At 41.2% G+C, this 15,049-nt stretch carries 17 protein-coding genes; 16 read left to right on the forward strand and 1 reads right to left on the reverse strand.

Features of this window, described 5'->3' with window-relative positions:
- The first annotated feature begins 84 nt into the window (after positions 1 to 84).
- The 16 genes from R8P61_17750 (at position 85) to R8P61_17825 (ending at position 14,140) form a co-directional block, all read left to right on the forward strand.
- Positions 85 to 903: a helix-turn-helix transcriptional regulator gene (locus tag R8P61_17750; protein MDW3648918.1), complete on the forward strand. Its 819-nt coding sequence runs from the start codon at positions 85 to 87 to the stop codon at positions 901 to 903.
- A 225-nt stretch (positions 904 to 1,128) separates the two neighbouring features.
- Positions 1,129 to 2,844: a serine hydrolase gene (locus tag R8P61_17755; GenBank protein ID MDW3648919.1), complete on the forward strand. Its 1,716-nt coding sequence runs from the start codon at positions 1,129 to 1,131 to the stop codon at positions 2,842 to 2,844.
- Between the two features lie 19 nt (positions 2,845 to 2,863).
- Positions 2,864 to 3,409 carry a hypothetical protein gene (locus R8P61_17760; protein ID MDW3648920.1) on the forward strand — a complete coding sequence of 182 codons (546 nt, stop codon included), beginning with the start codon at positions 2,864 to 2,866 and terminating at the stop codon, positions 3,407 to 3,409.
- A gap of 36 nt (positions 3,410 to 3,445) precedes the next feature.
- Positions 3,446 to 4,249 (forward strand): DUF1961 family protein, encoded by an 804-nt coding sequence (locus tag R8P61_17765; protein MDW3648921.1) that lies wholly within the window; start codon positions 3,446 to 3,448, stop codon positions 4,247 to 4,249.
- A gap of 158 nt (positions 4,250 to 4,407) precedes the next feature.
- Positions 4,408 to 4,845: an EthD family reductase gene (locus R8P61_17770; protein ID MDW3648922.1), complete on the forward strand. Its 438-nt coding sequence runs from the start codon at positions 4,408 to 4,410 to the stop codon at positions 4,843 to 4,845.
- Positions 4,846 to 4,910: 65 nt separating this feature from the next.
- The gene (locus tag R8P61_17775) at positions 4,911 to 5,459 is read left to right on the forward strand and encodes a hypothetical protein (protein MDW3648923.1); all 549 of its coding nucleotides are present in this window, start codon (positions 4,911 to 4,913) and stop codon (positions 5,457 to 5,459) included.
- Between the two features lie 30 nt (positions 5,460 to 5,489).
- Positions 5,490 to 5,972, forward strand: coding sequence for a YdeI/OmpD-associated family protein (locus R8P61_17780; protein MDW3648924.1), 483 nt, complete (start codon positions 5,490 to 5,492; stop codon positions 5,970 to 5,972).
- A gap of 52 nt (positions 5,973 to 6,024) precedes the next feature.
- A complete protein-coding gene (locus R8P61_17785; protein MDW3648925.1) occupies positions 6,025 to 6,249 on the forward strand; it encodes a hypothetical protein in 225 nt (74 codons plus the stop codon).
- Between the two features lie 161 nt (positions 6,250 to 6,410).
- Entirely contained in the window at positions 6,411 to 7,517 is a 1,107-nt protein-coding gene (locus tag R8P61_17790; GenBank protein ID MDW3648926.1) for a two-component regulator propeller domain-containing protein, read from the forward strand.
- Between the two features lie 9 nt (positions 7,518 to 7,526).
- The gene (locus R8P61_17795) at positions 7,527 to 8,612 is read left to right on the forward strand and encodes a two-component regulator propeller domain-containing protein (GenBank protein ID MDW3648927.1); all 1,086 of its coding nucleotides are present in this window, start codon (positions 7,527 to 7,529) and stop codon (positions 8,610 to 8,612) included.
- A 226-nt stretch (positions 8,613 to 8,838) separates the two neighbouring features.
- Complete coding sequence (locus R8P61_17800; GenBank protein MDW3648928.1) at positions 8,839 to 9,429, forward strand: hypothetical protein; 591 nt, start codon at positions 8,839 to 8,841, stop codon at positions 9,427 to 9,429.
- Positions 9,430 to 9,434: 5 nt separating this feature from the next.
- Positions 9,435 to 10,652, forward strand: a complete 1,218-nt coding sequence (locus tag R8P61_17805; GenBank protein ID MDW3648929.1) for an NAD(P)/FAD-dependent oxidoreductase — start codon at positions 9,435 to 9,437, stop codon at positions 10,650 to 10,652.
- A gap of 245 nt (positions 10,653 to 10,897) precedes the next feature.
- Entirely contained in the window at positions 10,898 to 11,632 is a 735-nt protein-coding gene (locus R8P61_17810) for a hypothetical protein (GenBank protein ID MDW3648930.1), read from the forward strand.
- 41 nt (positions 11,633 to 11,673) lie between these two features.
- The gene (locus tag R8P61_17815) at positions 11,674 to 12,552 is read left to right on the forward strand and encodes a hypothetical protein (protein MDW3648931.1); all 879 of its coding nucleotides are present in this window, start codon (positions 11,674 to 11,676) and stop codon (positions 12,550 to 12,552) included.
- Positions 12,553 to 12,649: 97 nt separating this feature from the next.
- On the forward strand, positions 12,650 to 13,573 hold the full coding sequence (locus tag R8P61_17820) for a sugar phosphate isomerase/epimerase (GenBank protein MDW3648932.1): 924 nt from the start codon (positions 12,650 to 12,652) through the stop codon (positions 13,571 to 13,573).
- Positions 13,574 to 13,585: 12 nt separating this feature from the next.
- Positions 13,586 to 14,140, forward strand: coding sequence for a dihydrofolate reductase family protein (locus R8P61_17825; GenBank protein MDW3648933.1), 555 nt, complete (start codon positions 13,586 to 13,588; stop codon positions 14,138 to 14,140).
- Positions 14,141 to 14,169: 29 nt separating this feature from the next.
- On the opposite strand, the gene R8P61_17830 is transcribed toward R8P61_17825, so the two are convergent.
- The gene (locus tag R8P61_17830; protein MDW3648934.1) at positions 14,170 to 15,042 is read right to left on the reverse strand and encodes a DUF6503 family protein; all 873 of its coding nucleotides are present in this window, start codon (positions 15,040 to 15,042) and stop codon (positions 14,170 to 14,172) included.
- Positions 15,043 to 15,049 lie beyond the last annotated feature (7 nt).

The raw sequence follows: 15,049 nt of genomic DNA on the forward strand, positions 1-15,049 counted from the left end.
TTTGCGCTTTTTTTATCCCACACAAAACCATTTACTGAAAAAAGGGTACACAACATTGTCTAAACCTGCGATTGCAAATCGACAATGAAGATCTTAAGTAAAGGAAGATATTACGGCAACCAAAATTCTGAGCGCTCCTTCAATGGGGTGCTCTTATCGCATTATACCTATACAGGAGTAAAAACGGATTGGCATTACCATGAAAATCCCTATTTCATGTACGTATTGCAAGGAAATATGAAGGACTGTAACAGAAAGCAGAAAACCCTCTGTCCTTCTGGAAGCCTGATGTACAACAATTGGCAAGAGCCTCACTATGGATCCAAACATTCTGAGCAGGCCAGTGGATTTCATTTGGAATTTGAAACAAGCTGGCTAAGGAAAAACGGTTTTACTGAAAACTTGTTGGAAGGAAGTCAATTAATCGAGCATCCCCGGATTCACGTATTGTTTGTCCGACTCTTTCACGAATTCGCTTTCAAGGACACCTATAATGAAGTTTCGGTTGAGCTATTACTTCTGCAGCTATGTGAGGCCTTGAATTCGGCAAAACAACTGGCTGGGGCGGAAGAGCCTGAATGGATTGCGGGCCTTAAAGAATTGCTCCACTACGACACAAACAAGCTTAGCCTCCAATACCTTTCCGATCAATTGGGCGTACATCCTGTGCACATTTCCAGAGCTGCTCCCAAATATCTTTCGATGAGTGTGGGAGAATATATTCGAAAAGAAAAACTCAAAAAAGCGATTCCCCTCCTCTATAGTCCTTCTTTATCTCTTACTGAAATTGCTTACCAGTCCGGCTTTTCAGACCAAAGCCATTTCAATCGGGTTTTTAAATCCTATTTCGGAATGAATCCGGGAGATTATCGAAAAAAAGGACAGCTGTCTTTCTGCTCCTGAACCCACCGCCTCAGGCCCACACTCCCTTGTTTTCCAAACAAAGGAGTGCGCAGCAGGCTACAGAGAAATAAATCATGCATGCTGGGAGCAGAGTATAAAATGTCCATTGCGGTTACTTTCCTGCTTGAAGGGAAACTGGCAGGCAGCGGACGGGTCTCCATGTTAATCTCATACAATTTTAAGGCTTTCCCACTTCCTATCTTTACTGCTTAACCCTACATAAGCATGTATAAATACCTGATCATTTTCGCATTTCTATCATTTTCCATTCTCCTAAGTTGCGCCCAAACAGAGGCAAACGATTATGAAGGAGAATGGATCGGCCATTTACCGGATAGGAATAGTTTCAATTTTGAAATTCGCCTGGAAAAGCTGGCAGAGAATGAGTACCAGCTCCTCATTTCCAATGATAAGCCTCTCCTGAATAAAAAAGTAAATTCTTCGAGTAAAGATCATCTCCAATTCAATATCGAAGATCAGCTAGACCTTAATTTTTACAAACATGGAAAGACCAGGCAATTGTCTGGCTTTATCAAATCTGGAAGATTTTACTACCATCTGGATTTACAGGAACAAGAACCTCATGTTTATATGGGCAAATGGAATCCATTTATGGTTCATAAAGGCCTTATATCCGATGATGTCATGCTTTATATGGAGTATGACGCAGAGTCGGAACTTGTAGCCTATCCATTTTTTGGAGATCAAAGATTCAGAGGAACCTGGACAAGCGGCTTTAAACAAAAAGGAAATACCCTATACTACCAAGATAGCAATACAGGGTTTAATTTTCGATCAAGGCTTTCAGGGGAAAGCGTAAGCCTGGAAATTTATTTAGTTGATGCCCTGATTACCAAGACCCAGCTTAGGCACGCAAATGATTGGGAATATAAAAGAGATCCAGACCCTGAAGGACAAGGTCCCCAAACACCAGAATCCCTGGAGGATGGCTGGGAGACTGCAAATATTCGGGATTTTGGGTTTAAAGAAGATAAATTGCTTAGGATGATTGATCGGGTAAAGGACAATAGCCTGGTAAATACCCATAGTATCCTTATCGCTAAAGAAGGGAATTTGGTATTTGAAAACTATTTTGAAGGATTCAATGCCCATATTCCTCATGATTTGCGTTCGGCTTCCAAGAGCATTTCCTCAGCTACTATTGGCATCGCTATAGATGAGGAAATCATTAAAGGGGTTGATGAAAAACTATATGATTTCATTCCCCAGAAATACCAATACACCAAAGACAAACAAAAAGCTGAGATTAGCCTCAAGGATTTATTGACGATGAGCTCAGGACTGGATGTAAACAAACAGGCATCTGAAAACTATTATCAGGATCCTCGCAATACGGACAATTGGCTAAAAACAGTACTAGAGGCACCTATGGTTAATGAACCGGGAAGCTATGCCGATTATGGTTCAGCCAATCCCTTTCTACTTGGCGTTTGTCTAAGTGAACGTTTGGATAAACCTGTGGAAGTATATATGCATGAAAAACTCTTTGCACCTCTGGGCATAACCAACTACATAAATCAGTCAGACGAAACAAAAGAGAGGCCTTATTTTGGAGGAGGCATGCTACTTACTCCCAGAGATCTCCTCAAATTCGGACAACTTTTTCTCAATAAAGGGAGCTGGAAAGGAAAGCGGATCATCTCAGAAAGCTGGGTCGAGGAGTCGACTCAAAAACATGTTCGATTGCAGGACTACGAGGATAAAAATGAATACGGATACCAGTGGTGGCACGATAGCTATGAGGTAAATGGACAGAAAATAAATGCCATAGAAGCCAGAGGTGCAGGCGGCCAATTCATCTTTATTCTCCCTCAGTTGGAATCTGTGGTGGTGATTACTTCCGGCAATTTCAGAAATGGAAAAGGGAATCAGGCTCGAACCATTTTAAAAGACTATATTCTTCCAGCAATGGTATTTTAGCCATCTGGAAGCATATAAGATGAAATTCACCTTCGAAGCATTTAAAGTCGAATTTAAGAACTATTGTCTCCGCTACCTCTCTTCTTTGCATGTGGAAAGGGAAGCTATATCTTCTTTTGGAGTATTTACAGACCAGGATATGTCCTCCTTTGTTTTGGCCTACAATACCCAAGAGCATATCAAAAATTTGGTGCCGAAAGATTCTTCTTCTTCAGAAGCAGAGTTGGCAAATTTGACAAATATATGGTGGATACCCGAGTGGAAAGGAAGTGATGAAACATTTGATCCGAAAGAGAGTCAAAGATTTTACCTGAAACTTGAAAAATTGGCAGCACTTCTTCCCTCTCCCCTCTACAAAGAATCTTTGTTCAATATGTATTGCGAAGTTCTGGCAGAGATCAAACATTCCAATTCTCTACCAAAACATTCCTCTAATTTCTTTGTACTGGTTCAGGAAGCGGACAATTTTGGATTACGTGACTCTGATAAATTGAAAAAGATCCTAAATGAGCTAGAATGGCTAGAATATGTGAGATTCAACAAAGTCTTTATGGGCTTAGATTAAATCGATATATTCCATTTTAAGCTCTAGTAGGAAGAAATGCCTAATATCTTTTTCATCACCCTTATCGGCCTTTTTCTATTCTCTGCATTCGGATGTAAAGAAAAGAGCGCGCATAAAACTCCCTGGATAAAATCAGAATTACTGTTCGAGGATAAGGGAATCCATAACTGGCAGGCAAAGTGGATGCTGGATGGAGAAAGGGCGCAAATCCTTCATACAGAAGCAGGCATGGAACTGATTGCGGGTCCTGAGCATGGGAATGATACTTGTCATACTGTTTTATGGACGAAAGAAAGCTTTAGCGGAAATATTAGGATTGAATACGATTATACACGCACCGACACAACTACCCGATGTGTAAACATCCTGTATTTCCATGCAACAGGCTCAGATAATGAAGGATATCCCCAGGATATTTCCTTATGGAATGCAAAACGCAAAGTTCCCCATATGAGGACTTATTTCAATAATATGCATGCCTATCATATCAGTTATGCAGCCTTTTCCGCCAAAGAATATTCCGGTGATAATGATTACATCCGCTTGCGAAGGTATAATCCTCAAATAGGAGGACTAAAAGGGACAGATATAGCCGGAGACAAATTCCGAACAGGCCTATTCAAACCGAATATTTCTTATCACATAAGCTTAAGCAAATATGAGGGTCAGATCGAAATGCATATCCAAAATCTCGAGGACAAATCTGATAATTTGCTTTGTAGCTGGGACGTTTCGGGATTTCCTTTATATGAATCGGGCAGAATAGGATTCCGCCATATGTATACGCGAAAAGCAAGATATAAGAATATTGAAGTATGGCGGCTGAAAGCAAAGCCCTAAAATTAGTCTCAGGGCGTCCATTTAATAAATCTCTTCGTTATCTTAATGATTTGGCTGCAAAGCATAGCCTCACACGCTGGTCAGAAGCTAGCGATAGCATTTGATCGACTGGATGGGCAGCCTTCTCCAGAAAAATACGGAACTATAAACCCTAAAAGATGAAAGGAAAGATTATCCTCCTATTGATTGTAGCCCTGGCTAGCTTTAGCGCTTGCCAACAAACTCAGAAGTCCCAGGAAGCTCCTCAAGCTGCTGCTACAGAAAGTCCAAAAAGTGATAAAGGTATGATCAAAGTTAGCATCCTTTACCCCAATGAAGAAGGCAAAACCTTCGACATGGACTATTATTCCCAAAAACACATGCCTATGGTCGCGGACTTATTGGGAGAATCTCTGAAGAAGCTGAAAATTGATAAAGGAATCGGAGGAAGAACTCCTGATGAACCTATTCCCTATTTTGCGATCGGCTATTTGTATTTCGACAAACTTTCCGAATATCAGGAAGCATTTGGCCCAGTAGCGGGACAAATTACCGGCGACATTCCCAATTATACCAATGTTCAGCCGATAGTACAGATTAGCGAGGTTCTGGAATAAAGAGCGGGCACCTCCCAAAGGATAAATCGTCCGGATAGCCAAGCCTATCTATAAATATTTAAACCATGAGAACACTAAGCACAATCATTGTCCTTTTTCTATGTTTAAATGTCCTAAAGGCCGGAGATCAGTTTATTTCTGGCACCGTAAAAAGTGACCTGGACATAGAACTCTTCCATGTCAATATTCATGTGAAGGGAGCTGAGAAACTCGGAGAAACGGATTGCCAGGGAAAATTCAGAATAAAAGCTGAGCTAGGAGATACCCTGATTTTATCAAAGCCAAATTTCGAATCGAGAAGCTGGATTGTAGATTCCCTCTCAGATAATTCCCTGATTTTAACATTTAACTACCCCCAATTAAGGAAGAAGCTCGAAGGAAATCCGGCTTTCAGCCTCTTATGTCAAGGAAGTAGCAGTGAGCCTTTATACATTATCGATGGTATGACCAAAGACACCCCCTATTACCATGCTATCCGAAATGAGATTATAGAGGAAAATATATCTTCCTTATTCATTCTGAAAGACCCTGAGGTCCTGGATTTATTAGGTCCATGCGCAGCCAGTGGGGTCGTGTGGATAAATACGACTTGTGCATTTCGGACGAAAGAGTAGTTTGCAAGGGAACTCAAATCTCTGAACAAAATGCATCGCTTCCATGCCAAACTGGAAATCATAGTAGGTAACCCTTTCGTCTACCTTCCTCCAGCGATCCTCCAAGTAATATTTGAGGAAGCCCAGAAAGACAAGGGACACATTCCGGTCAGAGGTACCATCAATGCCCTGGCCTATCAACAAACGCTGGTAAAATACAGCGGTGCATGGCGGCTCTACATCAACATGAAAATGCTCAAAGATTCTCCCCGGAGAATAGGAGAAGAGATTTCTGTTGAGATTGAATTTGATCCCAGTGATAGAAGCATACAGCCACATCCAAAATTGATTGAGGCTTTGAATAAAAATGAAGCAGCAAAAGCTGTATTCGATAGCTTATCCCCTTCCCGACAAAAGGAAATCATCCGCTACATTGCCCAGCTAAAATCAGCGGAAAGTGTAGATAGAAATGTAAAGCGAGCCATTAATTTTCTATTGGGGAAAGAAAGATTTGTCGGCAGGGCTAAACCTTGATGTTGATCGGAAATTTCTGCAAATCAAAGAGCATAACTTTATCATAAAAAAAATGCAGGATATCCGAATGGATCGAATCAGGGTCCATCCTCTTTTCCTGCTGGGAAATACTCAAACCATGTCCAGCCCCAGAAAAACTTTCCGCCACAAGCGAGAGGCCCCTACCCTCCTGACTGGAGAAGAAAATCTTCCTTTTTTTGAAATTGCAAATGAAACCGCACAAGAATGGATGGTTGGCTATTTGCAAAAGAAAAGAGAGATGAGAAGAATCAGGTAATTGATGTACTTCAAAGAAAGACAGAATATTTATTGAATGACCAAAAGTAGAAGAAATTAACTCCCCAAATTTTACACTCGTCTTACACTATTTTACACTCAGCATCTCAGGGTTGAGTAGCATAAACTTATATTTGTAGTAAGCAAAATAGATCAACAAAAATGCTTAAGCCTGCATTTGTATACTTCTCTCTACTACTTATTTGCTTAAGCTGCAATAAGCAAAACAAGGGAAACCTGGCTGAAGAATCCCTCACAGACTTCAGGCAGATTGCTGTGGATTCTACTCAGCAATCTGCTGAAGAAGCCTATGTTGATCCCTTTGAAGGTCTGAATATCGATGCCCAACTTATGTTGGTTCTCCGGCATGTCTTTCAGGATAAGCAAGAGAATTTCTGGTTCGTAGGAGATAATGTCTTTTTATACAATAGAGACAGCTTATTCAAGCTCGATGACATTGGGCTATTTGACAAGCTCGCCACCCGAGTGGTAGAAGAGGATCAGGAAGGCAATATCTGGATTGGTAGCTCTGAGGGAGTTTTCAAATTTGATCCCACAACGAGTCCGAATATCGGGCCTGAATCCTTCCATAACTTCTCAGAAGAGGAGGGGATGTTGGGCCATGATGTATGGTGTTTAAAGGCTGACAGCAAAGGAAGGCTCTGGGTAGGAACTATGGAAGGTTTAAGCTATTTCGATGGAAAGAATTTTACGCACTTTCCCCTACCCGAAGCAGAAGTGGATAGCAATAGAGGTATGAGCAGTGCAAATATTGTACATAGCATTACAGAAGATCGCAAAGGCCGGATGTGGTTTGGGACCAATGGAGGTGCTTATGTATATGATGGAAAAGACCTTCTAAATATTTCGGTGAAAGACGGACTTTGCCACAATGCAGTCAATGATATAGAAGAAGATGAAGAAGGTAATATCTGGTTTGCTACCCATTATCAAGGCGTATGTCGTTGGGATGGCAAGACCTTTACTTCAATCACAGATGGATTGGGCCTGGATGAAATAGAATGCTGGTTTCTCTTTAAAGATAATGCCGGCAATATTTGGTTTCCAATAGAACATAAGGGCGTCTATCGTTACGATGGTCAATCTCTTCAAAACTTCCACAAAGCAGAAGGCTTTCCTATGAATGGCGTATTTAGCATGATAGAAGACCAGGAAGGCAATTATTGGCTTTCCGGTTTTGGTGGCCTTTATCGCTATGATGGAACTGCCTTTCTCAACTTCAATAAGAATAGCTCCTGGGATTTTTAGTCTATTTATATGAAAAGCCTTCTAGTATATACAAGCCTCTTATTCCTTTGTTTCCTTGCTTGCAATAAGCAACAACAGAGCAATTTGCCTGAGGACAATGTTGAAAACACCAAAGCGGCACCTATTCCCGCTAAACCAGAAGTGGATAGACTCTTTTTCGTAGAAGGCCAGCTCTGCCAGCATCTTCGCAACATCTTTCAGGATAGCAAAGGCAATCTATGGTTCGGAACCAATGTATATGGCATCATGCGCTATGATGGGGATAGTCTGGTCTATTTTGACAAAGACAATGAGCAGAGCAAAATAGGTCGTATCACGGGAATTGTAGAAGATAACGATGGAAATATTTGGTTTGGAGCCTATGGAGGTTTGCTGAAATATGATGGGAGCAGTTTTCAGAATTTCACAACTAAAAATGGCCTTATCGATCATGAGATCTGGAGTTTGATTCAGGATAGTGAGGGCATATTTTGGATAGGAACAACCGAAGGTATTAGTCGGTTTGATGGTCAAAAATTCACCTCCTTTCCCTTTCCTAAAGCAGAAGTCACCAATCCCGATCCGGTCTATGCTCCCAATCGGATTTCAAGTCTCATGGAGGACAGTCAGGGAAAAATTTGGATAGGAACCGATGGATATGGCATCACCCTATATGATCCTTCTCTCTCCAATGAATCTGATGCTTTTAGCCATATTACCAAAGCAGAAGGCCTCGCAGATAATAACATCAGTGGCTTTCTGGAAGGCAAAAATGGAGACATCTGGATCGGGACCATGTTTGGGGGCCTTAGTCGATTTGATGGAAAAACCTTTAAAAATTTCACCGAAGAAGGAATCATCGAAGGGGTGGAAGTAGGCGGCTTTCATCTGGACAGAAAAGGAAATTTTTGGTTCACAGCCGAGAACAATGGTGTATATCGCTATGATGGAAGCTCATTTAGCAATTTTTACAAAGACGCGAATCTTCCGACAAATGCTATTCTTGCCATTTATGAAGATAAAGAATCTCGCTTTTGGTTTGGAGGCTGGGGAGGGCTTTTTCGTTTTGATGGAGAAAGCTTTCAAGCAGTAAGCAAAGAAGGTCCCTGGGACTGATTCCAAACGCTTTTACTGAACAAAAACATCCTCAATCATTTTTAAGCAGCTCCTATAATGTCAAAGAGTCCGCCTTTGATAGGGGATAATGATTTTTCTTGTGTCTTAACAAGGAGCAGGATTTGCTCATAAACAACAGGAGCAGGCAAATTGCAATTCTTAGCTTCAATGCTAACTTCTCCTCATAAAAAGACACACAATTTTACGTCATAATTTCCATATTCTCATGCCCTTTATTTCAACTTCCATTCCGGATAAACTGGGCGGATTCCGTCCCCTTTTGCTAAGCCTGTTTATCATTTTCCAAACAGCAAATACCTATAGTCAAATCTCTAAATCTGCATACACGATATCCTTTTACTCTCCTTATTTTACACAAGTCGGAACAAAAATAGGAGCCAGTTTTTTCCTGGCTGATGTATCTAAAAAGGGAATAAGCAAAGAAATAAGGATAGGTCCTCAGGTGGGCTTTTTCAGCCAAATAGGGATCAGCCAAAACTATCTACTAAACGCTGAACTAAGTCTCCTGAGAAAGAGAGATTCGAAAAAAAGATTTCAAAGTTTTGGATTGGGCCTTGCTTACCTGGTCTCTTCCAAAGGCCTGGGACCAATAGTCGATCTGGGTTCCGCAGGAGTTTCGTCAGCAAGCAGAGAAACAGATTCCTTTATCACACCTAGTTTGAATTATAGTCTCGGCCTTAGTCCTTCTAAGGGACCCGCTTATCAATTCAGTTTATTTCTTGGCAAAAAATTCTCTTTGCAGGACAAAGGAGAACTCTTCTTCGGTTTTGAAACCGGTATTATTCTCAACAACTAATACAGATGAAAAGAACAGAATTTATTAAAAAAGGACTGGCCATGGGACTGGGTATGCCTTTCCTATCCATGTTTCTGGAATCCTGCTCGCAGGCAGAAAATGAAGCGAGGGAATTAGTACCTCAAATTTCTACAGATTTTACCGGCAAGGTGCTGATTGTAGGAGCAGGAGCCGCAGGAATGAGTGCTGCCTATTTTCTGGAAAGGAACAATATCGAATATGAGGTTCTGGAAGCTTCCTCAACATATGGAGGCAGGGTAAAGAGAGCAGCAGATTTTGCAGATTTCCCCATCGACCTGGGGGCAGAATGGCTGCATGCAGATCCGATTGTATTAGCCGAAATTCTTGATGATTCCTCCATTGACGACAACATAGAACTCATTACCTATAATCCTCAATCTTATTCGGTATGGAATGGTAAAAAGTTGACTCGCCACAATTGGATAAGGAATTTCTACAGTGAGCATAAATTCAAAAGCACTACCTGGTTTGGCTTCTTTGAGAAATACATGATCCCTAAGATCGGAGGTAAGATTCTCTACAATCATGTGGTCGAAGAAATAAACTACCAAAACGAAATGGTCCAGCTCAAAACCGCCAATGGTCAGAGTTTTGAAGCAGATAAAGTACTCATCACGGTTCCGATATCCGTCCTTCAACAAGAGCTAATTGAGTTTAGCCCTGCCTTGCCCTCTCAAAAAGTAGAAGCAATCAATGGAGTTGATATGGGGGAAGGAATTAAAGTCTTCATCGAATTTCAGGAGAAATTTTATCCGGATATAATATTCATGGGGGGCCTCGCGGGAGCCTTAAGTGCATCCGAACTCATCTACTATGATGCTGCTTTTCGAAAGGATGCTGAGAAACACGTATTGGCCCTCTTTACGGTAGGGGAAAAAGCGGCTCCTTATGCCCTACTGGAAAATGATGAAGCTATTATTAATAAAATCCTGGGGGAACTGGATGAGATGTTTGAAGGGAAAGCCAGTGAAACTTATAAAAAACATATTATCCAAAACTGGTCGAAAGAGCCTTACATAAGAGGCTCCTATGCACAGGATTATGAAAACAGGAGCCAAAACATCTCGGATATTCTGGAACCTGTGAATGCGAAAGTCTATTTCGCAGGCGAGGCCATACATGATGACTGGCAATCTACCGTAAATGGAGCTTGTGAATCGGGCTATGAAGTAGTAAAAAATCTATTGGGGCTAAGTGAGTAGGTGAAATTTTTTAGGAAAATTCAGCCTAGCTAAACTTAGGTGAAACTATTTGCTATGCAAATGATACTCAACACAAAACTTGGGAACTGAACTTTCCTGCCCAGGATGCTTTCGAAATATCAGACAGTTCAAGGAAATTGACGCCACCTAAACAGCTTGGCGTCTTTTCTTTTCCAGGATGCTCTAAGCTTCTCTTTTGTATGAAAAAAAGTTTTTGAAGATATTAGCTTAAAATTCGAAGCACCATGAAAATACAATTCACTCTCATCCTCCTTTTTCTTTTAGGTATATCCCTTCAAGCTCAAGAAGACAGCAGCCTTGACATATTGAATCAGGCGGGAATGCCCAATCTTGAGGAAAGCTGGAGCATGGAAGAATACAATCTGGCAGCCCTTATTCTTGTGAATACAGTTAAAGAAGGCAAAATAGAATTACCCCATCACAAGCAGCCTAGCTTCAAACTCCTCGAAAGACTGACCAATACCCAAAATTATTTCCAATACAAGGATACCAGCCTCAACGGAAGATTTAAAACAAATTCCCAATTTCAGCTAAAAATTGGAGAATTGCAGCAACTTTATGTCCAGAAATTCAGGGTAATAAATGGCAAACTGAATTATGGGAAAGAGGGGCTTCTCATCATGAGATCCGCACTTTATATGACCCAGGATCTAAGCGAACTGGGAGAAATATTTCTTAAAAAAAATCCAAATTTATCTGACAGACAAAAGGCAGGACTTGCACGTTACAGGGGTGGAGTCAAAAATATCATGCTGGGATGTTTGATGACCATATTTGATGAATTCGAACTTTATGAAGAAGAGGATATTTGTAGCTTCTCACAAGACTTTCTGGGCTTATATCTATCCCTTGAGAAAAGATTGGAACCCGCAGATAAAGTCGAACTAAGAAAGAGAATATTGGCTTCCAAGGGAAAGGTAAAACTCAATTGCATTAAAGAGTCGCTGGAAAAATTATAAATGAGTGGAAGGCTTCCTAATGCAAACAGAAGGTAATGGTTATGGAAGGGAGACAAGAGTTTGAATTATTGATCCCGAATTATGTGCTGGATGAAATTGTAGCCTACCGGGTTTTCAAGGAAGAAAGCTTTTCATTCAAAGGATCTTCCTCAAAGCCCTTTAAAAGGGTTTATTCCTTCGAACTGCGAGAACTTGAGGGAAAGGTATACGAAATCTATTATCCCCAAAGCCTGCTCAGTGTATCCAAATATTTCCTCGAACTGGAGGAAGAAATCCTCCCTTTGGCACATCCTCAAAATAGCAGCCTGTACCTCTCAATAAATGAAGACGATGAACTGGAGATGCTAAATTTTGAGGCCATAAAGAAGAACCTCTTTCAACTAAAAGAAGCCCTAAAAGAGCAGCTTTCAACTGGTGAACAGGACGAACAAATAGAAGAGCTCTTCGACTACCTTTCTACCAAAGAGAAAGCCGCCAAATACCTCATGGAAGACCTGAGATATTTATTCGACTTTCATGGATTAGCTAAAGAAGATGGGGTTTACCTCGATTTTACAAAGGAAGAAAGCAAACTGGAATCAGTGGCAAAATCCGTTTTTAGCATGATAGGCATAAATCCCCTCCTCTCCAGCATGGACGTCATGAAGTTTGACTACCTGGAAGATGGCAGCTACAAAATCGAGAGTTTGTCTGGCATTGATACCCTCTCAACAGATGAAAGGCATGATTTTGAGAAAATTCAGGAATGCTTCCTGAAAGCTGAATTCGATTTTGATGCCTATCAGGACATTACGCTACATCACAAGCAATACCTCTACGACATAGACAATATCCTTAGTTCCTATTTCTACACATGGAAAACAGATACTCCGGATATGAGAAAGCACAAAGAGATCAGGATAGAGCGACTTGATAATTAAAGATTAGCCTGCTATCCCCCTGATTTTCCCTACCACCTCACTGGGCTTTTCATAGCTCTTTAGTAACTTATCCTGCCTAAAATCTACTAAAATTGCTATGAACAGAAGGAAATTTATCGAGAGAACCGGAATTTTAAGTGCCGCAAGTCTTTTCCCCTTAGCTGCATGTACAGAAAAAGACAATAAGGATATGGACAAACAGGAGATGGATAAACCAAAATACAAATTGGGATACCAGCTTTTTTCCATTCGAGACGAAATGGGAAAAGATCCCATCGCCACCCTAAAGGCCTTAAAAGAACTAGGCTACCAGGATTTTGAACATTACGGCTATGATGAAGAAGCAGGAACTTTCTATGGGTTTAAAGCTGCTGAATTGAAAAAAATGCTGGAGGATATGGAACTAAATATCAGCAGTGGGCATTACGCTTTTTCTCCTTTCCTGGAAAAATCGGACGATGAGCTAAAACGCTATTTGGATGGCTGTATTGAAGGATCCAAAGCATTGGGGGCAGATTATATCACCTGGCCCTGGATGGCTCCCGAACAGCGAAATCTGGAATTCTATAAAATCCTGATTGACAAGCTCAATTTGATGGGAAAACAGATCGCGGAAGCGGGTTTGGGTTTTGCCTACCATAACCACGGCTACGAATTTGAAGATCTGGGAGGAAAAACAGCTTATGATATGATCATGAATGAGACCGATCCGAATGAAGTTAAACTTCAGTTGGATATGTACTGGCTCAAACGATCCTCCAATTTTACTCCCCAACAATTGATTGATAAACAACCCGGTCGCTTTAGCATGTGGCACATCAAAGACATGGATCCGGAAACTGAGGATTATACTGAACTGGGCAATGGATCAATAGACTATCTGACATTTTTGCCTGATCCTAAAAGTTCAGGTCTGGAGTACTACTATATCGAACAAGGAGGAAACTTCACCCACAATTCGATGCAAAGTGCCATCGATAGTGCCAGTTATTTCAAAAAACACCTACAGAAATTTCTCTAATCCGCGAGATACATGGATGGGCAAAACTCCTTTATCACTCTTCATATGGTATGTAGCCTGGATGGCTTTATCGCTAAAGCGGATGGAGATATATCCTGGATGCATCGAACGCATGAATATGATAAAGGAGTAAGCCTGACCGAAGCGGATATAGAAGCCTTTCTCAAGGGAGTTGATTGCTACCTTATGGGTTCAAAAACATATGAACATGCCCTGGAACTAGGATGGCCCTATGGAGAGACCCCAGTTTTCGTTCTGACAAAACGAACACTTCCTTCAACTAAAGAAAGCGTTACTTTTCTTTCTGGTGATCTCAAAGAACTTCTTCAATCAGAGCTCAACTCTTCTTATAAAAATATCTGGATGGTGGGAGGAGCAGAATTGACGAAAGACTTTCTCCAAAAAGGCCTGGCCGATGAAATCGTCATTACGATCATGCCGGTCATTCTGGGTGGGGGCACCCCTTTTTTCGATTTGATTGGAACAGAAATTCAGTTGGAATTGAAGGATCACAAAGCGTATACAGAAGCGATGGTTGAACTAAGGTATCGGATTGTAAAGAACTAATTCCTGCTGATAGCTTTTTGCAAGCTCTCCTACTTCATATCCATTTTCTTCTCCAGACCGGGCAAAGGATAAAGCTCGCTTTCTTCAAATCCGCCAAAAGAAAAGTCTTCAATGCTAAATTGGTGGAAATAGTTTTCCAGATCATCCGCCCTGATCACTCCATCATCAAGCAGAACCGGCATCTTCGTCGCTACTTTAAAACCATCGACTTCCCAGTAATCTAAATAAGCGATTGAACCATATTTATGTCGGGTAAGAGGATTGCCATTATCGCGTAAGGTGTAGATGCAATAATCCAGCAAGTGACTTTCCTGATTGATCCAGAGTATGTATTGATCATACTCTTCACTCGCTTCCTCACTGCCCCAACTCACAAATACCAAATCGTATTTCTGACCTTTGAGTTCTCTCTCCCCATAGTACCGCTTCAATGGAGCATTCCGGAGACGATAAGGCAATTCGATGAAATAATGAAGAACCACGATCCCAAATTCCATCGTCCGTGCCTCCGCTTTAGCTACTTCCCCACTCCCCGCAGGCTTTTCATAATATTGCCATCCTTGTACACCGATCAAATCTCCTTTCTTTTCGCCAGAAAGAAGCTCTGCATTTCCATCGAAAGTGTTGAAGTTGTATCGAAACTGAAATTGGGTATTGGGGTCCGGCCAAAGTTTAGCCATCTTTCCCAGAAAACCCTTCCAATCATCTGTAACCCGGGCCTGATATAGATTCTTTTCTTTTAGAACGTCAAAGCCCTGGGCTTCCAGAACCTGGTCCAGTATCTCATTGGCGATTTGCTCTGATTTTTGCGGATGTAATTCCGTAGGCTGACTAATGTCTGCAATTTTACAGGCATTTAATACTAATAGCGCACTTAGCAGAATCAAGGGATTATTTTTCATCGTTTTT

This window comes from Bacteroidia bacterium, assembly GCA_033391075.1.
In the GTDB taxonomy this organism is placed as follows: Bacteria; Bacteroidota; Bacteroidia; order J057; family J057; genus JAWPMV01.

Excerpts from the sequence above, each read along its gene's own strand:
- R8P61_17750 (MDW3648918.1), top strand. The coding sequence starts at position 85 with ATGAAGATCTTAAGTAAAGGAAGATATTACGGCAACCAAAATTCTGAG.
- R8P61_17755 (MDW3648919.1), top strand. The coding sequence starts at position 1,129 with ATGTATAAATACCTGATCATTTTCGCATTTCTATCATTTTCCATTCTC.
- R8P61_17760 (MDW3648920.1), top strand. The coding sequence starts at position 2,864 with ATGAAATTCACCTTCGAAGCATTTAAAGTCGAATTTAAGAACTATTGT.
- R8P61_17765 (MDW3648921.1), top strand. The coding sequence starts at position 3,446 with ATGCCTAATATCTTTTTCATCACCCTTATCGGCCTTTTTCTATTCTCT.
- R8P61_17770 (MDW3648922.1), top strand. The coding sequence starts at position 4,408 with ATGAAAGGAAAGATTATCCTCCTATTGATTGTAGCCCTGGCTAGCTTT.
- R8P61_17775 (MDW3648923.1), top strand. The coding sequence starts at position 4,911 with ATGAGAACACTAAGCACAATCATTGTCCTTTTTCTATGTTTAAATGTC.
- R8P61_17780 (MDW3648924.1), top strand. The coding sequence starts at position 5,490 with ATGCATCGCTTCCATGCCAAACTGGAAATCATAGTAGGTAACCCTTTC.
- R8P61_17785 (MDW3648925.1), top strand. The coding sequence starts at position 6,025 with ATGCAGGATATCCGAATGGATCGAATCAGGGTCCATCCTCTTTTCCTG.
- R8P61_17790 (MDW3648926.1), top strand. The coding sequence starts at position 6,411 with ATGCTTAAGCCTGCATTTGTATACTTCTCTCTACTACTTATTTGCTTA.
- R8P61_17795 (MDW3648927.1), top strand. The coding sequence starts at position 7,527 with ATGAAAAGCCTTCTAGTATATACAAGCCTCTTATTCCTTTGTTTCCTT.
- R8P61_17800 (MDW3648928.1), top strand. The coding sequence starts at position 8,839 with ATGCCCTTTATTTCAACTTCCATTCCGGATAAACTGGGCGGATTCCGT.
- R8P61_17805 (MDW3648929.1), top strand. The coding sequence starts at position 9,435 with ATGAAAAGAACAGAATTTATTAAAAAAGGACTGGCCATGGGACTGGGT.
- R8P61_17810 (MDW3648930.1), top strand. The coding sequence starts at position 10,898 with ATGAAAATACAATTCACTCTCATCCTCCTTTTTCTTTTAGGTATATCC.
- R8P61_17815 (MDW3648931.1), top strand. The coding sequence starts at position 11,674 with ATGGAAGGGAGACAAGAGTTTGAATTATTGATCCCGAATTATGTGCTG.
- R8P61_17820 (MDW3648932.1), top strand. The coding sequence starts at position 12,650 with ATGAACAGAAGGAAATTTATCGAGAGAACCGGAATTTTAAGTGCCGCA.
- R8P61_17825 (MDW3648933.1), top strand. The coding sequence starts at position 13,586 with ATGGATGGGCAAAACTCCTTTATCACTCTTCATATGGTATGTAGCCTG.
- R8P61_17830 (MDW3648934.1), bottom strand. The coding sequence starts at position 15,042 with ATGAAAAATAATCCCTTGATTCTGCTAAGTGCGCTATTAGTATTAAAT.